This window comes from Streptomyces sp. NPDC055955 (assembly GCF_042270245.1).
Lineage (GTDB): Bacteria > Actinomycetota > Actinomycetes > Streptomycetales > Streptomycetaceae > Streptomyces.
Genome location: NZ_JBHJYS010000027.1, coordinates 138,546 through 161,503, shown reverse-complemented (window position 1 = coordinate 161,503; position 22,958 = coordinate 138,546). Strand labels below are relative to the sequence as shown.

Below are 22,958 nucleotides of genomic sequence, written 5' to 3'. Positions count from 1 at the left end.
GATCGGCGCCTCCATCACCTCCGGCGCCACCATCTGCGAGATCAAGGACTGACCCCCGGCACCACCACACCCCACACGAACGCCCGGCGGACCCCCACACGGACCACCGGGCGCTCATGTCTCACCTCTCAGGTCAGACGCGACCGCGCCAACACCCTCAGAGTTCAGCGATGTCCTGCCCCACCCCGGCCACCAGGCGGTGCAGACCGCTCGTCCTCGCGGCGCGAGCGGCCGCAAAGGACACCCCGGATCAGTTCGCACAGCTCCAGGTGATCCTCGAGCGTCAGAACGCCATCGCGGCCGACGACAGGGACCGTGTCGCCGACCTCGGTCGTTCCACCACGCGCTCGACCAGGCCGCGGACTCCCGCCGTCTCGCGCTCCTGCTCAACTCTCCCGTCAAAAATCCGCCGAACCGCTTCTGCGCCACGATCGAGGACCAGGTCTCCGCCACCCGGGCCGGGCACCCCGTGCTGCTCGACGAGGTCCGGTGTCGTGCTTCTCACGTCGACCGATCGAGGGTTCCCTCGATGCGAGATGAGCAACGGGGCCACCCCCACGATCCGGACCTCACAGTGATCCAGAGCCGATAGCCCAGAAGGATCAACTCCTGGGCTGTCGAGCTGTCCTCTCAGGCCTGGGTCTCGCAGATCGGGGTGAGGACGGCCCGCGCCACGGCGTGGGTGAAGAGCTGGAAGCCCAGCCAAGCCGGGGAAGCCGCCGCCGGCACATCCAGCTCGGCCGTGTCCAGAGCGTGGACCGCGTAGATGTAACGGTGAGGACCATGCCCGGGCGGGGGCACGGCGCCGAGGAAGCTGTGTCCGCCGGCGTCGTTGGCCAGCATCTTCGCGCCGGCAGGAAGGTACTTCCCGCCCGGTGCCCCGGCACCGGCCTCCAGTTCGTGTACCGACGCGGGGATGTCGTACACCGCCCAGTGCCAGAAGCCACTCACCGTAGGCGCGTCCGGGTCGAAGCAGGTCAGCGCGAAGCTCTGGGTGTCGGCCGGGAACCCCTCCCAGGACAGCTGTGGGGAGCGGTCCTCGCCCGGGCCGCCGAAAAGACTGCTGCATTGCGCGACATCGAGCGGCTTTCCGTCCGCGATGTCCGTGCTGTGCAGGCCGAACGCGGGCACAGAGGGCAGGACGCTGTAGGGATCGAAGGAGTGGGCCATGTGCTTCTTCTCCTCTGGTCAGGCGGTCCGGTGCTCACGGAGTGGTCGGTGACCGACCCGCCCTGCTCGGTCACACCTCCGACAGTCGCACGACACCGGCACAGGCCGCATGCCGCAAATGGGCGACTTGGGCGCCGGCGAACACCCCACGAGATATTGCTTCACGCTACACGTAGATGCATAATGCCGTTATGCATAAGCGGGTTATGGATACGGACGCCCTGGCCGAAGACCTCATCATCGCCGTGGAGCAGATGGTCCGCTACGTGCGGCACAGCGCCGTCGCGGGTGGCCTGAGCACGGCCGCCGCTTCCGCCATCGGCCGACTGAGCCGCGGGGGCCCGTGCCGACTGAGCGAGCTTGCCAGGGCCGAAGGCGTCTCCCAGCCGAACATGACCCAACTCGTCACCCGTATGGAACGTGCGGGCCTCGTACGCCGGGTGGCTGACGACAACGACGGCCGGGCCGTCCTCGTGGAGGCCACCGACAGCGGCCTCGACGTCTTCCGCCGGCGTCGCGCCGAGCGGGCCCAGGCTCTCGACCTGCTCATCGGGGAGCTGACCGAGCCGGAGCAGCAGGCCGTGCGGATCGCGCTGCCCGCCCTGGCCCGCGCCATCCAGGATCGCCAGACCCACGACTGAGCCATCCCGTCACCCACCACCCACCACCCCGCAAGTCTGTCCGCTCTCCCCCCATCCATCACCGCTTCTCGACACTTTGGAGAGAACCGCACATGAGTGCATCGCATGGAAAGGCCGCCAGCCCGTTCAAGCAGCCCAAGGCCGTCTGGGCCGTGGCGTTCGCCTGCGTGATCTCGTTCATGGGCATCGGCCTGGTCGACCCGATCCTCCCCGCCCTCGCCGAGAACCTGCACGCCTCACCCAGCCAGGTCTCCCTGCTCTTCAGCAGCTACCTGATCGTCACCGCGGTCGCCATGCTCTTCGTCGGCTGGATATCCAGCCGCATCGGCGCCAAGCGCACCCTGATCGTGGGCCTGGTCGTCATCGTCGTCTTCGCCGCCCTCGCCGGCACGGCCGGCTCCGTCAACGGCATCGTCGGCATGCGAGCCGGCTGGGGCCTGGGCAACGCGATGTTCATCGCCACCTCCCTCGCCGTCATCGTCGCCTCCGCGAGCGGCGGCTTCGGCGGAGCGATCATCCTGTACGAGACCGCCCTCGGCCTCGGAATCGCCGTCGGCCCCCTGCTGGGCGGGGAACTGGGCGGGATCAGCTGGCGCGGCCCGTTCTTCGGCGTCGCCGTCCTGATGGCCATCGCCCTGGTCGCGACCCTCGCCTTCGTGCCCTCGCTGCCCAAGCCGAAGCGCCCCACCTCCCCGATCGCACCGCTCAAGGCACTGCGTCACCGCGGCCTGCTGACCATGGGCATCATGGCCCTGCTGTACAACTGGGGCTTCTTCACCATGCTCGGCTACGCCCCCTACCTGATGAAGCTGAACGCGCACGAACTCGGCCTGGTCTTCACCGGCTGGGGCCTCCTGGTCGCCGCCTTCAGCGTCTTCTTCGCCCCCCGCCTGCAAGCCCGCTTCGGCACCGCCCCCGTCCTGTACGCGAACCTGCTCGGCCTCGGCATCGTGATGACCGTCATCGCCGCCGGCGTCGCCACCCCCACCATCGTCATCGTCGCCGTCATCGTCAGCGGAGCCTTCATCGGCATCAACAACACCCTCACCACCCAGGCCGTCATGCTCGTCTCCCCCGTCGAGCGCCCCGTGGCCTCATCCGCCTACGGGTTCCTGCGCTTCATCGGCGGCGGCCTGGCCCCCTTCGTCGCGGGCAAGCTCGCCGACGCCACCGACCTGAGCGTCCCCTTCTACCTGGGCGCCGCCACCTTCCTCCTCGCCATCCCCGTCCTGGCCAGCGGCCACGGCCTGCTGCGCAAGGCCGAGGCGCACCTCAGCGAGGGCGAGCCCGTCACCCCGACCCTCACCCCCGTCGGCAGCCCGACCGCCACGACCGACACACCACCCGTCATCGTCGCGGTAGGCGCCCACCACAGGGCCGCCTCCACCGTCGACGCCGCCGCCCGACTCGCCCGCGACACCCACAGCCCCCTGGAGGTCGTCCACGTCCAGCAGACCGCCGTGGTCGAGGAACAAGCCGTCGACACCGAGACCGACGAACAAGCTCACGCCGCCGTGACCGCCCACCTCGACCGCCTCAGCGCCGAAGGCATCGCCGCCACCGGCCAGATCCTCAAGAGCCTCGGCGACCACGCCGCCGCCGGCCGCGCCCTCGCCCACCACGCGACCGAGGTGCACGCCCGCACCGTGGCCATCGGACGCTCACCACGCGGCCCCCTCACCCAATTCGCCGACGGCAGCCTCACCACCGCCCTCACCCACGCCGCCACCTGCACGGTCGTCCTCGTCGACCCCGACAACACACCCCGACACCTGACCAAGGACAGCCTGGCGGAGATACGCAACAGCGCGGCCTGAACCACCGCTGACACACCTGTCCGTTTCCCGGCCGGACTCCTCGGAGGCATACCTTTGATCTTGGTCAGTGCTCCGGCGTTTGCGCCGGGGGTGAAGGCCGTCTCAGGTCTGTTTTGACTCGCGGGTGAGTACGGGTCGGCACTGTTCACCTCAGCCTGCGGGGCGCTGTTGGTTCTCGATGTACTTGCGACGGCGGTCAGGGGGCCACTGCCGCAGCTTCTGGCGAAGTAGGGGCCGGACCAGGAGTGGCCGCCCCGCAGGTTGCGGCGGATGTGTGCGTCGTATTCCTGGCGCAGACGCCTGGCGGAGACGGAGTTGACCAGCTTGGAGAGCTAGGCCTTGGGCGGGTGGTGCGTGAGCAGGTGCTCGTGGTCCTCCTCGCTGTTGAACTGCTTGAGTTTGGCCTCGAAGTCCGTGCACACCTCCCGCATGCGGATTGCATCACGGTGACATGGACGAACTGTAGGATCGTGTTCGTCATGAGTGAACTCGGTTCGGTGAAGCGGCAGTTCGGGCATCGTGCTCGACTGTCACTGTCTGCTGCCGAGCATGTTTTCATGGACGAGCAGGCGCATGCCGCGCGCACGGTGTGGAACTGTTTGCACGCGTGGTGGCAGATGATGCCGAAGGACAAGCGGACTCTGGTGAACGCAGACGCCGCGATACGCCAGGCCCGCAAAGAGGTCGATTTCCTTGCCGTCCTTCCTGCGCAGGCCGCGCAGGCGGTGCTCAAGACGTACTTCCAGGCCTGGAAGAACTGCTGGGACGGCCGCGTGGATGCTCCGAATTTCAAGGGCCGGTTGCGGTCCGTGATGAGTGTGGACATCCCGCAGGGCCGTGACCTGCAGATCAAGCGGGTTCACCGCCGGTGGGGCATGGCTAACATTCCCAAGGTCGGCCGTGTCCGCTTCCGCTGGACCAAAGACCTCCCCGTGGGCAAGAACGCGAACGCCGGCAACCGGATCACCGGGGCACGGCTGGTCAAGGACCACCTGGGATGGCACATCGCCTTCCGCGTGCAGAGCCTAGAAACCAAGCCCGCACCCCACCACGGGGCACAGGTGGGAATCGACGCCGGGGTGAACCTGCCTCTCGCCCTGTCGGACGGCAACCACCACGACCACGGGCGTGCGCCCCGCCTCCCCGATGGCAGCGCCGACCGTGACAAGTGGCTCAACACGCAGGAAAAGAGCAAACTCCTGCGCCTCGAGCGCCGGGCCGCCCAGCGCAAGACACACCGCAGGCCGGGCGAGCGCACCAGCCGCCGCCTGCACCACACCTACGACCAGATCCGGGGGCTGCGCGCCAAAGCCACGCGACGGCACCAGGACTGGCAGCACAAGACGACCACCGCCCTCGCCCACAAGTACGGGGTCATGGTGGTCGAGGCACTCACCATCACGAACATGGTCAAGTCCGCTCGGGGCACCATCGCCGAGCCGGGGACCGGCGTCGCCCAGAAGGCCGGACTCAACCGTGCCATCAGCCAGGAGGCGTGGGGCAGGACGGTCACGATGCTGACCTACAAGGCCGGCCGGTGCGGCGGCACCCTGCACAAGGTGCCCGCCCCCAACACCTCCCGGCGTTGTTCCGCCTGCGGCTTCATCACGCCCGGCAGCCGGGAGGACCAGGCCACATTCGTGTGCAAGAACCCGGGCTGCGGGTGGTCGGGCAACGCCGACCACAACGCGGCCCGGAACATCTTGCACCTGTACCGGACGGGCCATGCGCTCATCCCGGCTGCCGGGAGGGCAGTCGTCAGGCGCGACAAACGCGTCAAGCCCGCCACCGCAAGGTAGACGGGAATCTCCTCCCCAAGCTCGCGAAGGAAGGAGAACACTTCAAGGAAGGGCCTGTTCGGCCCAGATCACCTTGCCCTGGGGCGTGTACCGGGTGCCCCAGCGCTCGGCGATCTGCGACACCAGGAACAGGCCGCGGCCGCCCTCGTCCATCGTCGCCGCGTACCGCAGGTGCGGCGAGGTGCTGCTGCCGTCGGCGACCTCGCAGATCAGCGTGCGGTCGTAGATCAGCCGTGCGTGGATCGGCTCGGAGCCGTAACGGATGGCGTTGGTGATCAGCTCGCTCAGCACCAGCTCGACACTGAAGGCCAGCTCGGACAGGCCCCACTCGTCGAGCTTGCGGGCCACCTCGTCGCGCATCCCCGCGACGGCGGCCGGGTCGAGCGGTACGTCCCAGTCGGCGATCCGGTCGCGCGGCAGCCCCCGCGTGCGGGCGATCAGCAGCGCGACGTCGTCTTTGGGACGCCCGGGCAGCAGCTCGTCGAGCACAGCCTGGCAGCTCTCCTCGGGCGACCTGTCGGGGTGGCCCGACAGTGCTTGGCGCAGCAGTTCCATGCCCACGTCCAGGTCCCGCCTGCGGTCCTCGATGAGGCCATCGGTGTACAGGACGAGCTGGGCGCCGTCCGGAAGGTCCAGCTCGGCGGTCTGGAACGGCAGTCCGCCCAGACCGAGGGGCGGCCCGGCCGGCAGATCCAGGAAGGTGACGGTGCCGTCGGGGAGGATCAGGGCCGGCGCCAGGTGCCCGGCACGCGCCACGACACAGCGGCGCGTCACCGGATCGTAGATCGCGTACAGACAGGTGGCACCCACGATGCCCGTGGCGCTCTCCGTGTCTGACTCGTCCTGGTCTATACGGCCGACGAGGTCGTCCACGTGGCTCAGCAACTCGTCGGGCGGCAGATCGAGGGAGGAGAAGTTGTTCACCGCGGTCCGCAGCCGGCCCATGGTGGCGGCTGCGTGCAGGCCGTGGCCGACCACGTCGCCGACGGTCAGCGCGACGCGGCAGCCCGACAGCGGAATCACGTCGAACCAGTCGCCGCTCACGCCCGACTGGGCGGGAAGGTAGCGAAAGCCGACGTCGAGGGCGCTCTGATCGGGCAGGGCTCGCGGCAGCAGGCTGCGCTGAAGAGTCACCGCGAGGGCGTGCTCGCGGGTGTAGCGGCGGGCGTTGTCGATGCTGACCGCTGCTCGGGCCACCAGTTCCTCGGCGAGCGACAGATCCTCCTCGTCGAAGGGACCGTGCTGCTCGGAGCGCCAGAAGTTGGCCATGCCCAGCACGACGCCGCGGGCCTTGATCGGGGCGGCGATGAGGGTGTGGATGCCGTAGTCCATGATCCTCTTGGTGCGCTCCGGGTCCTGCGCGTGCCAGCCCGTGGCGGTCGACAACTCGGCCACCAGCTCGGCGTGACCGCTCCCGTAGCCGCGGGCCTGAGGGGTGGACGGGAGGAAGTCGATCAGCCTGTCCGCCTCGTAGAGCGGGTGGTCGTTCCGGATGCCGTACACGGCCGTACGCCGCATGTCCGTCGCGGTGGGGGCCGGCTCCTGACCGTGCAGTACGGCGTCGGCCAGGTCCACGGTGACGAAGTCGGCGAAGCGGGGGACGGCGACCTGCGCCAGCTCGTCGGCCGTGCGCAGGACGTCCAGGGTGGTGCCGATGCACAGTCCGGCGTCGTACAACAGCTTGAGCCGCTCCCGCGCGATCTCCGCCCTGCCGGTCACCGCCCGCAGCTCGGTGGAGTCGCGCAGCGTCACCACCGTCCCCATGGGGCCACCGCCGCTGTCCGTATGGCGCTGGTTGACCGCCAGCAGCCGGTCTCCGGCGAAGTGCACCTCGTCGGTGACCTCGCGCCCGGACACGAGCAGCTCGGCCGTCCCGGGGTCGAGGCTCGACAGCTCCGACACCAACTGCCCCTCGACGTCCGGGGGCAGCTCCAGCAGCCGTCTGGCCTCGTCGTTCGCCAGCACCACGCGCCCGTCGCCCCCGACTATCAGGACCCCTTCCCGCACGGAGTGCAGCACCGTGTCGTGGTGGTCGTACATGCGGGTCATCTCGTCCGGGGCCAGGCTGTGGGTCTGCCGGCGCAACCGACGGCCCACCAGTGCCGTGCCCCCGGTGGCCACCACGAGTGCCCCGGCGCCGGCGCCCAGGATGATGGGCAGTTGCCGGGTCACCTGACTGGCTACGTTCTTGACCCTCAGCCCCGCGGAGACAAGCCCCACGACCTTGCCGTCGGCGTTGTCGATGGGGACGGTGGACTGGACCTCCCGGCCGAGCGGGCCCTTAACGCTCTCCGTGTACACCTTCCCCGCGAGCGACGGCCCGATGGTGCCCACGAACTGTTTTCCGATGAGGTTCGGCAGGGGGTGGGTGTAGCGGATGCCGTGGGTGTCCAGGACCACGATGAAGTCGACGCCCGCAGCCTTGCGCGCCGCTTCCGTCAGGGGCTGGAGGATCTTGCTCGGGTCAGGGCTCTCCAGTGCGGCCACGACGCCGGGCGAGTGCGCGAACGTCTGCGCCACAGCGACGGAGCGGCGCTTGGCCTCGGCGTAGGTGTCCCGGTCGGACTGGAGGACCAAGGCGAGGACGCTGCCGGCCACGAGCAGCACGACGAGCGCCACCTGGAGGACGAACACCTGCCCGGCTACGCTTCGCGGGCTTCTGCTGACCAGGGACCTGAACGAAAGGCTTCTCCAGTCGGCGAAACGATTCGCCATGTGACCTTTCTAGCACTGGCGATCCGGGGCGGCCACAGGCCGCACCTCCCGGGGCACCGCGGCGCGGGACGCGCGCGGCGGGGACGGACCCGGCCTCTCAAGGCCTGTCTCGGGCGCTCGCAGACGATCCCTCACACGTGAGGCGGTCTCCGCCGGGCCCGATCGGCTGACCGGTAGGCGAGTGCCTCGACGAGTCCTCGCGCCTTTTCAGCCCTTCGATGACGAGCGTCCGTCCGAGCGACGCGAGCACGACGGGCGACCGGGCGGCGCGAGCACGACGGGCGCCCGAGCGACGCGACCACGACGACCGACCGAGCGACGCGAGCACGACGACCGTCCGAGCGGGACGCTCCACCCGCAGCGGGACGCGGAAGCGGGGCTCGGGGGCCTCCTCCACGCCGCGAGAGGAGGACTCCTCCGCGCACGACGTGGAGGAGGCAGCTCCGCCGCGGTCGCGACGAAGGCGGGGAGGCGCGAGCGGATACGCTCGGCCATCCCCTGGACGCGCACGGCCACCTCGCGGTGGTACGGAGCGGTCGCGAGCCTCGGCAGGACGCGCAGCGCCCGGTCAAGGTCGGCGGGCGGTTCGAAGGAGCCGGGCAGGGGCCGCGCGTCGGTGACGCGGTTCAGCCGGAACGTCCGGTCCTCGCCGATCCCGGAAAAGCGCCCACGACGTCGCGCCGCGCGGCTCCCACAGCACCACTGGTCCGCACCACTGGTCCGCACCCCAGGTCCGCACCCGGACTCCGTCAGAGCCTCATCGGGAGCAATCCCCGTGGCTGGGAGCGCGCACGGGCATCGACCACACCACGCGGCAGACGCATGCTGGTCGTTCGGCTCCACACCGGCCGACTACGGCACGGCGGCGTCGTGGAGTCGGGGAATGGCGGCGCCGCCGCCTTCCATGATCTTTTCGATCACCGCTTGGTGCAGATCCCTGCTGTGCCGCTCGGTCCGGCAGGGCACCGGACTGCCGGTGACGGTGAACCATTCCAAGGTGCCGGTGTACTGGACCGACACATCGGCCTCTTGGCCGTCCCAGGTGGTGTGAACGGTCACGTCGCCCGTCACGACGCCCACCTCGTCGGTTCGGACTCCGCCCCGGCCGGTGAAAATCCCGGGGGTGGTCCATGATGCCCAGGCCATGACATCAGCCTCCTCGCCTGAGTGCCGTGCGCGGCTCAGAACCCGGCCGCACTCCGCTGTGCTGCGGACTCCCGGAGTCCGCGACCTCGGAGTGGGCCACGAAGACGATCGCGCATACAAGACCCGCGATCCGGCCCACCTCCTGGCGTGCTCGTCGTCCATTGTGTGCCACCCCTGCCGCACATGGATAGGGGCATTTGCCCTAATTGCAGGTCCGCCCACGTGAGCAGCCCCGCGACACGACGACGATTCAGCCTCCCCTTGCCGCGCGGCAAGGGGGCAATCTGGGCAGCGGCAGGCACCCAGGGTCCTTCTCGGACGCGCACGCTCGGAGCGCTGCGGTCACCACACGCCATGGATCCCACGACCGCAGAGATGCTGGAGAACCTGACCGACGTCAGGCCCGGAGTCAGGCCGTCGAAAACCAAGACCGGGCGCCAGGATCGCCGCCGACACGAACTCGCTGCGCACAAGCCCGTGCGCAACGGCCCTACGGCGCGGCGCCGACTGACCGTAGATCCAGTCAACCACCGGCAGTGGAGTCGCGTCCGTTCGGCGGCGAGCCGACCGATGAGCTTCAGGTCTCCGGAAAGCCGGGGCCGGCTGAGACGGCCTGAGCCCTCACTGTGGAGACGCGGCACAACGCCGTCGGCGACGACGGGGAGGAGATCGACCACGGGGGTACTCGGAATCCGTGTCGATGTCCATCAGGCGGAACGGCTCGGCCTTGCCTTTGCCGCCGAGGCGGTCCAACCGGAGGAGGCGGTGCGGGGCCGCACGGGCGTCGGGGTGCTGCCGGATCGTGCACACCGGGTTCCGGGAGCAGCATGGAAGAGAAGGCCTCAACCGGCACGCGTCCTGAGCGGGCTTGCGCTGAGGAGGGAGCTCTCCAGGATGGATGTACACGAGCCGCGCCCGGAGCGGGAGGGGGACGGCGGGGCGGGCGCGGCGCCGCCGGGAGGGTTGCTCGATCTGCTCAGCGTGGCTGCGGTCGTGCTGGACGCCGCTGGGCGGATCGTGTTCTGGAGCCCTCAGGCCGATGAGGTGTTCGGCTACGCGGCCGAGGAAGCTCTGGGCCGGCACGCGGCACGTCTGCTGGTCCACGAAGACCATCGGGACTTGGTGGTCGGGCTGTTCGCCGAAGTGATGGGTACCGGTGAGAGCTGGGCGGGCGCGTTCCCGATCCGGCACAAGGACGGCAGTACGCGCCTGGTCGAGTTCCGCAACATGCGCCTGGTGGACGACCTCGGCGACATCTACGCCCTGGGCATAGCCGCCGACCAGAGCACACTGCAGCGGGTGGAGACCGACCTGGCACTGTCGCAGCGCCTGGTCTCGCAGGCTCCCATCGGCATCGCCCTGCTGGACACGAACCTGCGCTATGTACTGGTCAACCCGGAGCTGGAACGCATCAACGGCGTCCCGGCGGCCGACCACCTCGGCCGATACCCGCACGACATCCTCACGTCCCTCGACGTCGACTCGATCGAGTCCGCGATGCGCCGGGTGCTGCTGGCCGGCACCCCCCTGATCGACCAGCACACCGTCGGCCGCACCCGGGCCGATCCGGACCACGATCACGCCTGGTCGGTGTCGCACTACCGGCTCGAAGACTCCGGCGGCCGGGTGATCGGTGTGGCCAACTCCGTCATCGACGTCAGCGAGCGCCATCGGGCCGCTGCCGAGGCGGACCGGGCCCGGCACCGCCTGACCATGATCGCCGAAGCGTCCGCGCGTGTCGGCACGACCCTGGAGGTCGAGCACACCGCCGAGGAACTGGTGAAGGTGGCGGTGCCGGACCTGGCCGACATCGCGTCGGTCGATGTCCTTGACGCCGCGCCGGCCCTGCGCCGCTCCTGTCCTTCCGACGGTCCGGAGCTGTTTCGCCCGCTCGCCGTGGCCGCCGCCTATCCCACGCCGGCCGCGGCTGCCCTGCAGGCCGTCGATCATGCCCCGTACGGCGCCGACCGGCTGATCACCGAATGCGTGCACTCCGGCCGGCCCGTGGTCGTCCATGCCGGACAGGAGGATCTCGAACGCATCGCACTCAGCGCTGACACCGCGGCAGTCTTCGCCCAGGCAGGCGTGCACTCCTACCTCGCGGTCCCGCTGATCGCCCGCAACGAGGTCCTCGGCGCTTTCGGTCTGCTGCGGGCGCGCAACCAGCTCCCGTTCGATGAGGACGATGTGCTGCTCGCCGTGGATCTGGCTGCCCGCGCGGGCGTCGCCATCGACAACGCCCGCTTGTACCAGAGCGTCCGCAGCACCGCCGAAACCCTCCAGCGAAGCCTCCTGCCCGGCGAGCTTCCGCAGCCCACCGGCCTGAACGTCGCTTCCTTCTACCAGCCCGCCCAGGCATCCAGCGAGGTCGGAGGCGACTGGTACGACGTCATCCCCCTCGCCCGCGACAAGACCGCACTGGTGATCGGCGACGTCATGGGCAACGGCATTGACGCCGCCGCCACCATGGGCCGCCTACGCACCGCCACGTCTGCCTTCGCCGACCTCGACCTGGCTCCCGCCGAGGTCCTTCGCCACCTCGACAAGATCACGTGCGGGCTCGAGCACTACATCGCCACCTGTATCTACGTCACCTACGACCCTCACACCCACCGGTGTCACATCGCGAACGCCGGACACCTCCCGCCCGTCCTCGTGCCCGCCGGACGACCCCCGCAACTCCTCGAGCTGGCCCCTGGCGCGCCCCTCGGCGTCGGCGGCGTCGCCTTCCGGACCACCGCGTTCGACCTGAATCCCGGCGACCGGATCGTCCTCTACACCGACGGCCTCGTCGAAACCCGCCACCAGCCCATCGACGAACGCCTCAACGACCTCCTGCGCACGTTGGGAGAACCCCGCAGACCGCTCGACGAAACCTGCCAGTGGCTCGTCGATGTCCTACGGGACACAGACGACCACGACGACGTCGCCCTCCTCACCGCACAAGCCACACCCGATGTCCCCCACGCCCCACGTGACCCAACGCCAAGGGTCGACTGAACACATCCCGTGCCCTTCCGCCCGCCGACCGTGTTCATCGCAGCTCCGGTGCTGGTGCCGCGTTCTCCGCACCGGGTTCGTCGGCGGCAAGCCGGCGCCGGCGCTGCGCAAACGGCTCTCCTCGCTCCGGGAACTCGTCCGCAAGCATCAGCAACGCCTCACCGATCTTCAGCTCGGCAGGTCCGAGCCCATGCCCGCGACGGGTCTCCAGCTGGCGAGAGTGCGCGATGCGCGCCGGCGGCACACGCCGCATCACGAGGGTCAGTCGTCGGCGAGCATGCCGGTCCGCAGTTTGGCGAGTGTGCGGCTCAGGAGGCGGGAGACCTGCATCTGGGAGACGCCGAGCACCTCGCCGATCTGGCTCTGCGTCATCTCCTGTCCGAACCGCATCTCGATGATGCGGCGCTCCCGGTCCGTGAGACGGCCCAGAAGAGGGTTCAGGCAGTGCAGGTCCTCGACCGTCTCCATGCCGGGGTCGGGCTCACCGATGCAGTCGGCCACCGTACGGCCCTGAACCTCGCCCTGTCCCGCCTCGCCGGCGTCGGCGGGCATGTCCAGGGAGCCGGCGGTGTAGCCGTTGGCGGCGACGACGCCCTCGATGACCTCGTCCTCGCTCAGTTCCATGTGCTCGGCGATTTCCTTGACCGTAGGGTCACGGTCCAGGACGAAGGCGAGTTCCTCCTTGGCCTTGGCGATGTCGACCCGCAGCTCCTGGAGCCGTCGGGGCACGTGGACCGCCCAGGTCGTGTCGCGGAAGTACCGCTTGATCTCGCCGACGACGTACGGGATGGCGAAGGTGGAGAACTCGACCTCGCGGGACAGGTCGAACCGGTCGATCGCCTTGATCAGACCGATGGTTCCGACCTGGACGATGTCCTCCATGTCACCGTCGCCACGGTTCATGAACCGGCGCCCGGCGAACCGTACGAGCGACAGGTTCATCTCGATGAGTGTGTTCCGGGCGTACTGATGCTCGCGGGTGCCCTCTTCCAGGAGTTGAAGCTGGTCGAAGAACAGCTTCGACAGTTTCCGCGCGTCCTTCGGAGCGACCTTCCCCGCGTCCTCGATCCAGGGCAGCTCTCCCGCATCGGCCAGCGTCTCCAGCTGTGCCGCTGCCGGTGCCCGGCCGTGCTCCGTGCCCTCCGTGTCCCTCGCCTGCGACTGGACTGTCATGATCACACTCCCGGATCGGTTCGAGCCCACCACCTGCCCAGACATGGCGTCACCATGCATTCCTCAGGCAAGAGTTCATACTCATGCACGCGTCGGCAGGCACCTGACGGGGATCAACCGGTGGTCAGCGCGGGCCGGTCCGAGCCGGAACGATCGAGCTCTGGATGCGGTATCCCCCCGTGTCCACCGTCGGATCGGGCTCCAGAGTGACGGTCACCGGTCCGGCGAAGACATAGCTGTGCGAGGCGGCGTGATCTCGTACCTTCGCGGCCAACACCGGGCCCAACCGATGTACGTGCGAGCCGAGTTCACGATGACTTTCCTGAGGGAGCGCGACAGTGAAGGCGTTGGGAACGAGCGTGCGTCCCCGTCCCAGAATCATGATGTTGTCGTCACATTCACGCCGGAGTGTCGACACGACCTCCACGCTCTCCCGCTCCGGCCGGAAGACCCGGTCCACCAGGTCTGCGGCCCACTTCTCCATCATTCTTTCAACGCTGCCCATCTTTCCCATCGCCGTCGGCTGCCCGTCCTCATCCGGATCATGTGCGGCCAAAAGGGTGGGCCCGAGGAGTGGGCTTCCATGCGGTCCGGGACGGCTGTCAGCGATCGAGGACAGCGCTGATGACCTTGCCACCGTTGCGAGAGGGGCGGACGGTGACGTTGCGCGCGAGCATCCGAACCAGAGGCCAGCCGAACCCGCCCTCGTAGCCGTCGAGGTCAGGGGAACGTTCCCGCGGGAACGCGGGGCTGGGGTCGCGCACGGCGATCTCCACGACGTCACGGTCCGCCGCAAGATGAAGTCCGGTGACGCCTCCTGCATGCCTGAACGCATTCGCAACGAGTTCAGAGACCACGAGAATGGCGCTCTCGACCCTGTCTTGAGAGGGCGCGGGAACAAGACCGCAGAAGAATTCGCGTGTTGCATGACGGGCTTGACTGGCTGTGATCTGTGGTGGCACCGACCGTTGGCCTTCGTCGGACCGACGCTCGCCCACCTCCCACGGCTCCTGACTCATGTCCGAACCCCCGTCGAGAATAGGCTGATCTGGCAGCAACGGGCCTTCTGCCCTCAATTGGCGATCGCTAACGTCCCCGCTCTGGGCGAGAGCTCCACCCTCGTGCCCGTACGCGGATCCCCCTCGACCCGTGACTTCACCACGAGGGGGCCACCGCTTGTGTGCTGGATGCACGCAGTGACAAGCGGCTGCCGAGCAGCGAGAGCCTCGCACACAGCACTCAGCACGCCCGGAGGGGACTGCGTGTATTGCGGCGTCGGCACATGCTCGCGCCGCCGCGTGCGTTCACAGAACGGCTGACCGCTCCAACGTGGCGTAGTAGGTGCCCACTTCGGTGAGATAGGCCCGATCGGTGGTCTGGCTGTCGAGGGTGAAACGGGGCGCGGCCTTGATCTCGTCCCGGGTGTGAGAGACCGTCACGGTCTGGGCACCCGTATCGATCGCGACGACGATGCCGGCCGGGATCAGGACGCTCTTGCCGAACACCCACACACCGGTATCGACGACCAGGTGTTGCATGCCGTACTCATCCACCTGACGTTCCACCTGGCCGACGATCCCGTCGGGCGCCTCGAGGGTGAATCCCGTCAACACCGCCTGCTCCTCTCCCTGATAGCCGATGCCTGCCGGGTAGGCCCAGACGCTCTGCATGAGGTGGTTCCTTTCTCTCAGCATTTCTCGCCCTTGGCGGGGCCGCGATGCCGACTGCGACATTGAGTCGACCGCCCGTCGCGGAATGACCCCGCTCCCCACTCCCGGTACCCAGGTAACAGACCGTCATACAGCAGAGCACTGTCCGGTGGGCCGGACGAGTTCCGCCTCGGCCCGGGGTGAGCGCACCGCCAGAAGCCTCAGGAGACTTCCTACCTGCGCATTCATCACCACGTACGACCGCCTGCGACGGCTCTGAACCAGCCCAGGGAAGACGCATCCTTTTCATCGCGCTCTCGCAGGGTAGATGCGCTGTGTAGCGACAGCCGAACCGAAGTCCTCCCGAGGGGTGAAGCCCATGCAGCACCCACCAACGGTCGAAGACCACCAGGCCTACCCGGCCGAAGCCCTCAGCCGCCCGCAGAAGGCGGCCGACGCCCGTGACGAAGCGAGCGGCTTCCTGTCCTGCCTCCACCCCGCTCCCCCGACGCCCACCGCACAGGACCTGCTCCTGCTCGTGTCAGAACTCGTCACCAACGCCAGGCGCCACGCGGGCACCGTCACGGCCCTTCATCTGAGCGCGGACCGGCGGCACATCCACGTCACCGTCGACGATCCCAGCCCCGCGCATCCCCAGGACCGCAGCCCCGACCTGTCCGGTGGCGCCGGGGGCATCGGCTGGCCCATGGTCCGCCGGCTGGCCCGGACACTCACCATCCACACCCGGCCCGGCGGCGGCAAATCGATCCATGCCACGCTGCCCCGCTGAGCGGCGATCCCACTACCTCAGGTCCCGTCTGCCGAGACCTCGTCCGGCACGTGGCCGGGAGGTACGGGGCGGCGGACCGTTCACATGAGAGCCGGCCCCGCACACGCGTTCACGACATCGCCGAGAGCGGGCCCGCCTCATCGGTCGGCGATCCGCTAAGTCGCGCCCACGGTGCCCCTCGGCGGGCGCTCCTGGCACACGACCATGAACCTGCTGTGAGGAGAACTCGTGACTTCCGAATCCCCCGCTCCGTTCACCGATCCCGACGACGCCATGGCGGACGCCCTCGACCCGCGGCCCGAACTGCCAGGGCCCCAGACGGACCCGACCGCCCAGGGCCACTTCACCCGCGCCCAGCTCACCTACTCGCCGGATGACGCGAACTGGGAAATCGCTGTGGTCCTGTACGGGGTCCCGGCCGACGGGTGGCCCTCGGTGAACCTGCCCGGCACCGAAGCCCCCACGCTGCGCGCACGCCAACGGGCGCTCGCAGACCTCGGCTACGTCCAGACGGGCCCCGGGCCCGACTGCCACTATTGGGAGTGGGCCGAATGCCAAGACGGGGACCGCACCGACGTCCAGCTGATGGCACACACCGAAGTTCGGCCCGCCAGCATGCCCGAAATCACCTGAGCACCGTGGCCGTCGCGCCAGGCACTCGCCTGCGACCAGGCGGAACTGGACGAGGACAGAGGCTGCCCGGTACCCGCCCCCCCCTGAGTCACGACGGCCAGAAACCAGGTTCGCGCCACGGTCCTCCTTGACGACCGTCAGGCGGGGAATTCGATCAGACCGACGGGCGGCAGGGTGGGAGTCTTGGATCCGCCTGCGGGCTCGACGGTGATGCCCATACCGGTGGCGTTGTCGATCGCCCCGTCCATGAGGGTGATCTGGTTGCTCCGGTCCCGGCTGAGGAGTCCCGCCGGACGCATGGTGCCGTCGTCGTTGAACCAGAGTTCGTAGACCTTGCCCTTGGGCGGTGTGCCGAGGCCGGACGCGGTGAAGACCGCACGGTTCTGGCTCGCCGATGTCACCACGACGCCGCGGGCGCCGCCCGGCAGGGACGCGGTGTGGGTCTTCGCGTCGCCCGCGGCCAGAATCGCGGCTACCTGATCTGCGCCGGCCCGGGCCTGATTCGCCTGGCGGCGAGCTTGCTCGGCCTCCTGGTGCTGCCAGATGGCCACTCCGCCAAGTGCCGCGGCCACGAGGCAAGCGGCCAGCGTCAACCGGCGCAGCCATCCCGCACTCCGCGGAGATGCCACGACGTGCTTCTCACGCGCGGTCTGCGGTGGCTCCTGCCGGACGCCGGCGATCTCCCTGAGGACGGACTGCTTGAGCTCGGGTGGCGGGGTGACGGCCGCGGCCAGCCCCAGGCGACCGGCGGTCGCCGCGAACTCAGCCACTTCCTGGCGGCAGTCCGGGCACGTCGACAGATGCTCCGTGACGGCCGCACGCTCGTCGGGATCGAGGGCATCGAGGACGTACGCTCCGGTGAGCGTGTGCGGGTCGGTCGTGCTCATGTCGCGACTCCGAGGCAGTCACGCAGACGGATCAGCCCGTCGCGCATGCGCGTCTTCACCGTGCCGAGCGACGCAGAAAGGCGCTCGGCCACTTCGCGGTAAGTGAGTCCCTGGTAGTAGGCGAGGGTGATCGATTCGCGCTGGAGCTCGGTCAGCGTCTGAAGGCAGCGCACCACGTCTTCGCGCTCCTGGCGGGCTTCGACCTCGGCTTCCGTCACGTCGAATTCGGGAAGGCGCTCGCGCGCGGCGACCCGCTCCTCACGTGCGGTGGATGCGACCACGGAACGGACTCGGTCCACGGCTCGCCGATGGGCCAACGTGAGCACCCAGTTCATCACTGATCCCCGTTCCGGCCGGTAGTCCGCGGCGTGACGCCACACTTCCACCAGCACTTCCTGTGTCACTTCCTCGGATTGCGCCACGTCGCGCACCACCGCCCGCACGATCCCGAAGACCGGGCCGGACACCGACTCGTACAACCGGCCGAAGGCGTGTTCGTCGCCGTCGGCGATCTGCTTCATCAGCGCACCCAGATCGGGTTCGTCTTCCGGGTTGCCGCCGATGAACACCGCTTGCCTCATGACGGCATCATCTCCGACGTGAGTCGTGCCGCGTCCGAGCGGGTGCCGTTTCGGAGTACCCGCCACTGATTCGTCGCCGTCGACGATGCGGATGGGTCAGGGAGAGTGCGCCGGCCGAAGCTCCACAGGAGTTCCGCTCCCACTCCGCGCCGGGGCCCGGCGCGGAGTGGGAGCGGTTCACAGGCGACTACTTCCAGGAGCTCCCGAGGTGGGACCCGTTGACGCAGGTGTTGCCGAAGGCCGGGTTGAGCAGCCCGATCACGCTGACCGTGTTGCCACAGACGTTGACCGGTACGTGGACAGGCACCTGGATGACGTTGCCCGAGAGGACGCCGGGCGAGTGGGCGGCGACGGCTTCGGCACCGCTGTCGGCCGACGCCGCGCCGGCACCGCCGAGGAGGGCCGCACCGACGGCGACGAGCAGGGACGCGTTCTTGAAGACACGGGACATGGTTCTACCTCGCACAGATGAGTACCGGCGGACGGAGGCGGAGAGCCTGCGTCCGCGAGGGGCGCTGTTGCGCCCCTCGACCGGTTCTCCGTGGGCATCGGGCCCGCGGATTGGCCGGATCGGCGACTGTCACCCGTACGGATCAACGATGCGTGGCATCTGTGCCGTGGTCAGTGGGCGCAGGCTCCGAACTCGGCGTGCCGCGCCCGCATGGCATAGATGTCGTCCCGCCGGTCCGCTGGAGGGGGCGGGGCCATGTGCCGTCGCCGGATCTCCCGACGGAGCTGAGCGATCAGTTCGTCGAATTCTTCGTCGGTCATCTCGCCTTCACCTCCCGAGGCACGAGTAATTCGTAGCGCACCGGCTATCCGGATTGGTCTGCTTGTCCCCTCTTGGGCTGCTTCCTTCGGTGAAGGTGGACAACTGATTCGGACCCGTGGAGGCCTCGGATTGGTCGGAGAAAAATTCTCCCCCGATCGAGTGGGAGACCAATCCACACCCGTCCACCGCTCCGGATGGCCGGTGTGAGCAAAGAAGCGAAGACATCAAGGCGCCGCGAGGTGTGGCGACTTGTCGGGCTCGGCGCGTCGAGCGGCCTCCTGGCGGGTTACGCCGCGCTGGCCACGGCCGAACTCGTGTCTGCCGCGGTACGTCCTGAGTCGAGTCCCGTCGTCGCGGTGGGAGGGGCGGCGATCGACCGCACGCCCGCCGGGCTGAAGGACTGGGCGATCCGCCATTTCGGAACGAACGACAAGCTCGTCCTGCAAGTGGGCATCCTGGGTGTGCTCACCCTTCTCGCCCTCGGTCTCGGGGCATTGGCGGCCAGGCACCGACGTATCGGCTCCGCGGGGGTCCTGATGTTCGGCTTGGTCGGGGGTCTCGCCGCGACGAGCCGACCGGACTCCACGAGCCTCGCCGACGCCCTGCCGTCAGTGGCGGGTGCGGTGGTGGGAGCTCTGCTCCTCTGTTACCTCGTGGGGCGCCTGCAGTCCGGCAGGCCATCGGCTTCCGTCGAAGCGCCTGCCTTCGAGGAGGGCGTGGCGACTCATGAAGGCGGAGTTGCCGACCGCCCCGATGCTCCCGGCTGGGATCGGCGGGGATTCGTCGTCGCGGCGACGGCGGCCGCGGCCGCGTCGACGGGGATCGGCCTGCTGGGCCGCTCCCTGAACGGTTCGCAAGGACAGGACGCCGTCGCGTCCCGCCGCCGGATCACGCTGCCCGCCCCGGCCTCGGCCGCCGCGCCCGTCCCCAAGGGGGCCGCGCTGCGGATCAAGGACGTCAGCCCGTTCATGACGCCCAGTCAGGATTTCTACCGGGTCGACACCGCTCTGGTGGTGCCCAAGGTCGACGCGCACTCGTGGCGGCTGCGGATCCACGGTAGAGGTGTCACTCGCGAGACGACCGTGTCGTTCGCGCAGCTGCTGCGGATGCCGCTGATCGAACGGAACATCACCCTCGCCTGCGTCTCGAACGAGGTCGGCGGGCGTTACGTCGGCAACGCGCGGTGGATCGGCGTGCGCCTGGCCGACCTCCTGCGCCAGTGCGGCGTCAGGCCGCCGTCCAAGGGCGGGCCAGCCGACCAGTTGGTCGCGCGTTCCGTCGACGGAATGACCATCGGCAGCCCGGTCGAGGACGTCATGGACGGCCGCGACGCGCTGCTCGCTCTTGGGATGAACGGCGAGCCGCTGCCCTTCGCGCACGGTTTCCCGGTGCGCATGGTGGTCCCGGGGCTGTACGGGTTCGTGTCCGCCTGCAAATGGGTCCAGGACATCGAACTCACCACCTTCGACGACTACGACCCGTACTGGGTGAAGCGGCACTGGGCGCGCAGGGCGCCGATCAAGACAGAGTCCCGGATCGACACCCCCAAGCCGTTCGCACGACCCAAGGCCGGCACGGTCATGGTCGCCGGAGTGGCATGGGCCCAGCACCGCGGGATCGACAAGGTCGAGGTGCGCGTCGACGACGGGCCCTGGCGGCGGGCGGATCTCGCCGCCGAGGACACCACGGACACCTGGCGTCAGTGGTCCTTCCCCTGGAAAGCCACGTCCGGCGGTCACACCCTGACCGTCCGGGCCACCGACCGCACGGGCGAGACCCAGACCCAGAAGCGGACCCGCACCATCCCCGACGGGGCCAGCGGCTGGCATTCGGTGGTGGTCACCGTGGACTGACCGCCGCCCCGACCTCGACGCCACGACCTCAACTCAGCACCCTCACCACCTCTTTCAAGGAGCACAGATGAACACCGTCACCCGCCGAACCCGTCGTGGAGCCCTCGTTCTCGCCGCGGCGGCGATGCTGCCGCTGGCGCTCACCGCCTGCTCGAACGACGACGGCAAGGACAAGGCGGCCTCGGACACGAAGTCGTCCGCCGCGTCCGACACCGGGTCCGGCAAGGCCGACGACAGCGGTTCGGGCGACATGAACAACGCGGACGAGCCGTTCGGCCCGGCCTGTGCCTCCGTGCCGAAGGACGGCGCGGGTTCCTTCGACGGCATGGCCAAGGACCCGGTCGCGACGGCCGCGTCCAACAACCCCGCCCTGTCCACCCTGGTGACCGCGGTCAAGAAGGCGGGCTTGGTCGACACCCTGAACAACGCCCAGAACATCACCGTGTTCGCGCCGACCAACGACGCCTTCGCGAAGATCCCGAAGGCCGACCTGGACAAGGTCCTGAACGACAAGGCCACGCTCACCAAGATCCTCACGTACCACGTCGTGGGACAGAAGCTCGCGCCGAAGGACCTGGAGAGCGGCTCGTACACGACGCTGGAGAAGTCCAAGCTGACGACCGCGGGCTCCGGTGAGTCCTACAAGGTCAACGACACCGCGAGTGTGGTCTGCGGCAACGTCAAGACGGCCAACGCCAACGTCGACATCATCGACACGGTGCTGATGCCGAAGAAGTAGCACATGTGGGGCGAGGGGCCGACCTCAGACGGTCGGCCCTTCGCTGCCCCTCCCCCGCGACTGACGAGGCTCGTTGCGACCTCCCCGGCTCCGTGTCCGCTCATGTCAGTGGGCATGCGGAGCCGGGTCGCCGCGGAGCGGGCCCTCACTCCCGAGTTCGACGGCGGACCCGGCTCACTGGTGATCCGGAGCGGCCGCCGGAACAGATTGGTCAGCATGTCTACTTTTGTCGCCCCGGCGGTTCTGGTGACCACCGCCGCTGGGACAGCCGGGAACGGAGTGCACGAATGACCACGACGGCACAGCGGCTCGCTTTGCTCCTGGAGGACGTCACAGGCGGCCCCATGCCTGTCCGCCTGCGCGCGTGGGACGGCACCGAGAGCGGTCCGCACGGAGCCCCTGTCGTCATCCTCCGCTCGCGCCGCGCTGTGCGCCGGCTGCTCTGGCAGCCGGGAGAGCTCGGGTTGGCCGAGGCCTACATCGCCGGCGATCTGGATGTCGAGGGTGACCTCGGTGACGGACTGCGCACCCTGTGGCAGAGCCCGCAGGCCGCCCCCAGGCCGGGAGCGGCGCAACTCGCCGCTGCCACGCTCACAGCCGCCCGGCTCGGAGCCCTCGGCCCCCGTCCGCCCTCCCCCGCGGGACGCGCGCGGCTGCGGGGCGCTCGCCACACCACCACCCGCGACCGCGCGGCCATCAGCCACCACTACGACTTGTCCAACGAGTTCTACGAGCTCCTGCTCGATCCGTCGATGGCGTATTCCTGTGCCTACTGGACCAGTGAGGACTCCGCATACGGACTGGCCGAGGCGCAGCGCGACAAGCTGGAACTCATCTGCCGCAAGCTGCGGCTGCGGCCAGGCGCACGGCTCCTCGACATCGGCTGCGGTTGGGGTGCACTCGCCCTGTACGCGGCCGAGCACCACAAGGTCCAGGTGACGGCCGTGACCCTCGCCCGCGAGCAGCGCGACGCGGTCCTCGCCCGTGTGCGCGAGCGTGGCCTCGACGACCTGGTGGACGTCCAGTTGCGTCACTACCGCGATGTCGAAGGCGGTCAGTACGAGGCGGTCACCTCGATCGAGATGGGAGAGCACGTCGGCGACGAGGAGTACGCCGGCTTCGCGGCGCTGCTGCACCGTGTGCTCAGGCCGCGGGGCCGGTTGCTGGTGCAGCAGATGTCCCGAGGTGTGCGGGCGCCGGGTGGCGGAGCCTTCATCGAGACGTACATCGCGCCCGACATGCATATGCGCCCCCTCGGCGAGACCGTCGGGCTGCTGGAGGGTGCGGGGCTCGAGGTATGTTCCGTGGAGTCGATGCGTGAGCACTACGTGCGCACCATCGCGGCCTGGCACCACACCTTGGAAGAGCGTTGGAACGACTTCGTGGGCCTGGTCGGGGAACCGACTGCACGGGTCTGGCGGCTGTATCTCGTGGGCGGTGGTCTCGCCTTCGAGGCGCGCCGCATGGGGGTGGACCAGATCCTCGCGGTCCGGCCTGATGCTCGCGGCGGGACGGGGATGCCGCGCACCCTCGCCCCTTGGTACGGGACGGAGGCAACACCGCAGTTCTGAGCCGACGCGAAGCACGCTTCCG

Annotated in this window: 20 protein-coding genes; 9 read left to right on the top strand and 11 right to left on the bottom strand. The window is 69.0% G+C overall.

The annotated features are described in order from the left end of the window. Positions 1-630: 630 nt before the first annotated feature. Positions 631-1,170, bottom strand: coding sequence for a YbhB/YbcL family Raf kinase inhibitor-like protein (locus tag ACFC96_RS39155; RefSeq protein WP_376617061.1), 540 nt, complete (start codon positions 1,168-1,170; stop codon positions 631-633). A gap of 191 nt (positions 1,171-1,361) precedes the next feature. Between ACFC96_RS39155 and ACFC96_RS39150 the strand changes: the two genes are divergently transcribed. From ACFC96_RS39150 to ACFC96_RS39140, 3 genes are all read left to right on the top strand, one after another. Then, on the top strand, positions 1,362-1,811 hold the full coding sequence (locus ACFC96_RS39150; protein WP_376617059.1) for a MarR family winged helix-turn-helix transcriptional regulator: 450 nt from the start codon (positions 1,362-1,364) through the stop codon (positions 1,809-1,811). A 92-nt stretch (positions 1,812-1,903) separates the two neighbouring features. Beyond that, the gene (locus ACFC96_RS39145) at positions 1,904-3,628 is read left to right on the top strand and encodes an MFS transporter (RefSeq protein WP_376617057.1); all 1,725 of its coding nucleotides are present in this window, start codon (positions 1,904-1,906) and stop codon (positions 3,626-3,628) included. 479 nt (positions 3,629-4,107) lie between these two features. Continuing rightward, positions 4,108-5,427: an RNA-guided endonuclease InsQ/TnpB family protein gene (locus tag ACFC96_RS39140; RefSeq protein WP_376617073.1), complete on the top strand. Its 1,320-nt coding sequence runs from the start codon at positions 4,108-4,110 to the stop codon at positions 5,425-5,427. A gap of 42 nt (positions 5,428-5,469) precedes the next feature. Here the strand turns inward: ACFC96_RS39140 and ACFC96_RS39135 are convergent, their stop codons facing one another. Both ACFC96_RS39135 and ACFC96_RS39130 read right to left on the bottom strand, forming a co-directional pair. Further along, the gene (locus tag ACFC96_RS39135; RefSeq protein WP_376617055.1) at positions 5,470-8,142 is read right to left on the bottom strand and encodes a SpoIIE family protein phosphatase; all 2,673 of its coding nucleotides are present in this window, start codon (positions 8,140-8,142) and stop codon (positions 5,470-5,472) included. 852 nt (positions 8,143-8,994) lie between these two features. Beyond that, positions 8,995-9,213 carry a hypothetical protein gene (locus tag ACFC96_RS39130; RefSeq protein ID WP_376268143.1) on the bottom strand — a complete coding sequence of 73 codons (219 nt, stop codon included), beginning with the start codon at positions 9,211-9,213 and terminating at the stop codon, positions 8,995-8,997. 969 nt (positions 9,214-10,182) lie between these two features. On the opposite strand from ACFC96_RS39130, the gene ACFC96_RS39125 reads away from it, so the two are divergent. Further along, positions 10,183-12,288 (top strand): SpoIIE family protein phosphatase, encoded by a 2,106-nt coding sequence (locus tag ACFC96_RS39125; RefSeq protein ID WP_376617053.1) that lies wholly within the window; start codon positions 10,183-10,185, stop codon positions 12,286-12,288. A 261-nt stretch (positions 12,289-12,549) separates the two neighbouring features. Here the strand turns inward: ACFC96_RS39125 and ACFC96_RS39120 are convergent, their stop codons facing one another. The 4 genes from ACFC96_RS39120 to ACFC96_RS39105 all read right to left on the bottom strand — a co-directional run bounded on the left by ACFC96_RS39120 (position 12,550) and on the right by ACFC96_RS39105 (position 15,131). After that, positions 12,550-13,461, bottom strand: coding sequence for an RNA polymerase sigma factor SigF (locus tag ACFC96_RS39120; RefSeq protein ID WP_376617051.1), 912 nt, complete (start codon positions 13,459-13,461; stop codon positions 12,550-12,552). Positions 13,462-13,585: 124 nt separating this feature from the next. Further along, on the bottom strand, positions 13,586-13,975 hold the full coding sequence (locus ACFC96_RS39115) for a DUF3662 domain-containing protein (RefSeq protein WP_376268151.1): 390 nt from the start codon (positions 13,973-13,975) through the stop codon (positions 13,586-13,588). A gap of 88 nt (positions 13,976-14,063) precedes the next feature. Beyond that, complete coding sequence (locus ACFC96_RS39110; protein WP_376617049.1) at positions 14,064-14,480, bottom strand: ATP-binding protein; 417 nt, start codon at positions 14,478-14,480, stop codon at positions 14,064-14,066. 285 nt (positions 14,481-14,765) lie between these two features. Then, positions 14,766-15,131 (bottom strand): PRC-barrel domain containing protein, encoded by a 366-nt coding sequence (locus tag ACFC96_RS39105; RefSeq protein WP_376617047.1) that lies wholly within the window; start codon positions 15,129-15,131, stop codon positions 14,766-14,768. Positions 15,132-15,489: 358 nt separating this feature from the next. Between ACFC96_RS39105 and ACFC96_RS39100 the strand changes: the two genes are divergently transcribed. Together ACFC96_RS39100 and ACFC96_RS39095 are read left to right on the top strand one after the other, a co-directional pair. Then, positions 15,490-15,900, top strand: coding sequence for an ATP-binding protein (locus ACFC96_RS39100; protein WP_340460450.1), 411 nt, complete (start codon positions 15,490-15,492; stop codon positions 15,898-15,900). A 228-nt stretch (positions 15,901-16,128) separates the two neighbouring features. Further along, positions 16,129-16,533 carry a DUF6303 family protein gene (locus ACFC96_RS39095; RefSeq protein WP_376617045.1) on the top strand — a complete coding sequence of 135 codons (405 nt, stop codon included), beginning with the start codon at positions 16,129-16,131 and terminating at the stop codon, positions 16,531-16,533. Between the two features lie 137 nt (positions 16,534-16,670). On the opposite strand, the gene ACFC96_RS39090 is transcribed toward ACFC96_RS39095, so the two are convergent. The 4 genes from ACFC96_RS39090 to ACFC96_RS39075 all read right to left on the bottom strand — a co-directional run bounded on the left by ACFC96_RS39090 (position 16,671) and on the right by ACFC96_RS39075 (position 18,772). After that, positions 16,671-17,420, bottom strand: a complete 750-nt coding sequence (locus ACFC96_RS39090; RefSeq protein ID WP_376617043.1) for an anti-sigma factor domain-containing protein — start codon at positions 17,418-17,420, stop codon at positions 16,671-16,673. Next, complete coding sequence (gene sigK / locus ACFC96_RS39085) at positions 17,417-18,001, bottom strand: ECF RNA polymerase sigma factor SigK (protein ID WP_376268167.1); 585 nt, start codon at positions 17,999-18,001, stop codon at positions 17,417-17,419. Before sigK ends, ACFC96_RS39090 begins: the two co-directional genes overlap by 4 nt. A 187-nt stretch (positions 18,002-18,188) precedes the next feature. Continuing rightward, complete coding sequence (locus tag ACFC96_RS39080; RefSeq protein WP_340460974.1) at positions 18,189-18,452, bottom strand: chaplin; 264 nt, start codon at positions 18,450-18,452, stop codon at positions 18,189-18,191. Positions 18,453-18,622: 170 nt separating this feature from the next. Further along, entirely contained in the window at positions 18,623-18,772 is a 150-nt protein-coding gene (locus tag ACFC96_RS39075) for a hypothetical protein (protein WP_376617041.1), read from the bottom strand. A 195-nt stretch (positions 18,773-18,967) separates the two neighbouring features. Between ACFC96_RS39075 and ACFC96_RS39070 the strand changes: the two genes are divergently transcribed. The 3 genes from ACFC96_RS39070 (at position 18,968) to ACFC96_RS39060 (ending at position 22,936) form a co-directional block, all read left to right on the top strand. Next, entirely contained in the window at positions 18,968-20,626 is a 1,659-nt protein-coding gene (locus tag ACFC96_RS39070) for a molybdopterin-dependent oxidoreductase (protein ID WP_376617039.1), read from the top strand. A gap of 67 nt (positions 20,627-20,693) precedes the next feature. After that, on the top strand, positions 20,694-21,365 hold the full coding sequence (locus tag ACFC96_RS39065; RefSeq protein WP_376617037.1) for a fasciclin domain-containing protein: 672 nt from the start codon (positions 20,694-20,696) through the stop codon (positions 21,363-21,365). Positions 21,366-21,652: 287 nt separating this feature from the next. Further along, the gene (locus tag ACFC96_RS39060; protein WP_376617035.1) at positions 21,653-22,936 is read left to right on the top strand and encodes a class I SAM-dependent methyltransferase; all 1,284 of its coding nucleotides are present in this window, start codon (positions 21,653-21,655) and stop codon (positions 22,934-22,936) included. The last annotated feature ends 22 nt before the right edge of the window (positions 22,937-22,958 follow it).

Excerpts from the sequence above, each read along its gene's own strand:
- ACFC96_RS39070 (WP_376617039.1), top strand. The coding sequence starts at position 18,968 with ATGGCCGGTGTGAGCAAAGAAGCGAAGACATCAAGGCGCCGCGAGGTG.
- ACFC96_RS39060 (WP_376617035.1), top strand. The coding sequence starts at position 21,653 with ATGACCACGACGGCACAGCGGCTCGCTTTGCTCCTGGAGGACGTCACA.
- ACFC96_RS39115 (WP_376268151.1), bottom strand. The coding sequence starts at position 13,975 with ATGGGAAAGATGGGCAGCGTTGAAAGAATGATGGAGAAGTGGGCCGCA.
- ACFC96_RS39090 (WP_376617043.1), bottom strand. The coding sequence starts at position 17,420 with ATGAGCACGACCGACCCGCACACGCTCACCGGAGCGTACGTCCTCGAT.
- ACFC96_RS39110 (WP_376617049.1), bottom strand. The coding sequence starts at position 14,480 with ATGAGTCAGGAGCCGTGGGAGGTGGGCGAGCGTCGGTCCGACGAAGGC.
- ACFC96_RS39135 (WP_376617055.1), bottom strand. The coding sequence starts at position 8,142 with ATGGCGAATCGTTTCGCCGACTGGAGAAGCCTTTCGTTCAGGTCCCTG.
- ACFC96_RS39120 (WP_376617051.1), bottom strand. The coding sequence starts at position 13,461 with ATGACAGTCCAGTCGCAGGCGAGGGACACGGAGGGCACGGAGCACGGC.
- ACFC96_RS39155 (WP_376617061.1), bottom strand. The coding sequence starts at position 1,170 with ATGGCCCACTCCTTCGATCCCTACAGCGTCCTGCCCTCTGTGCCCGCG.
- ACFC96_RS39140 (WP_376617073.1), top strand. The coding sequence starts at position 4,108 with ATGAGTGAACTCGGTTCGGTGAAGCGGCAGTTCGGGCATCGTGCTCGA.
- ACFC96_RS39075 (WP_376617041.1), bottom strand. The coding sequence starts at position 18,772 with ATGACCGACGAAGAATTCGACGAACTGATCGCTCAGCTCCGTCGGGAG.
- ACFC96_RS39080 (WP_340460974.1), bottom strand. The coding sequence starts at position 18,452 with ATGTCCCGTGTCTTCAAGAACGCGTCCCTGCTCGTCGCCGTCGGTGCG.
- ACFC96_RS39145 (WP_376617057.1), top strand. The coding sequence starts at position 1,904 with ATGAGTGCATCGCATGGAAAGGCCGCCAGCCCGTTCAAGCAGCCCAAG.
- sigK (WP_376268167.1), bottom strand. The coding sequence starts at position 18,001 with ATGAGGCAAGCGGTGTTCATCGGCGGCAACCCGGAAGACGAACCCGAT.
- ACFC96_RS39105 (WP_376617047.1), bottom strand. The coding sequence starts at position 15,131 with ATGCAGAGCGTCTGGGCCTACCCGGCAGGCATCGGCTATCAGGGAGAG.
- ACFC96_RS39125 (WP_376617053.1), top strand. The coding sequence starts at position 10,183 with ATGGATGTACACGAGCCGCGCCCGGAGCGGGAGGGGGACGGCGGGGCG.
- ACFC96_RS39150 (WP_376617059.1), top strand. The coding sequence starts at position 1,362 with ATGCATAAGCGGGTTATGGATACGGACGCCCTGGCCGAAGACCTCATC.
- ACFC96_RS39100 (WP_340460450.1), top strand. The coding sequence starts at position 15,490 with ATGCAGCACCCACCAACGGTCGAAGACCACCAGGCCTACCCGGCCGAA.
- ACFC96_RS39065 (WP_376617037.1), top strand. The coding sequence starts at position 20,694 with ATGAACACCGTCACCCGCCGAACCCGTCGTGGAGCCCTCGTTCTCGCC.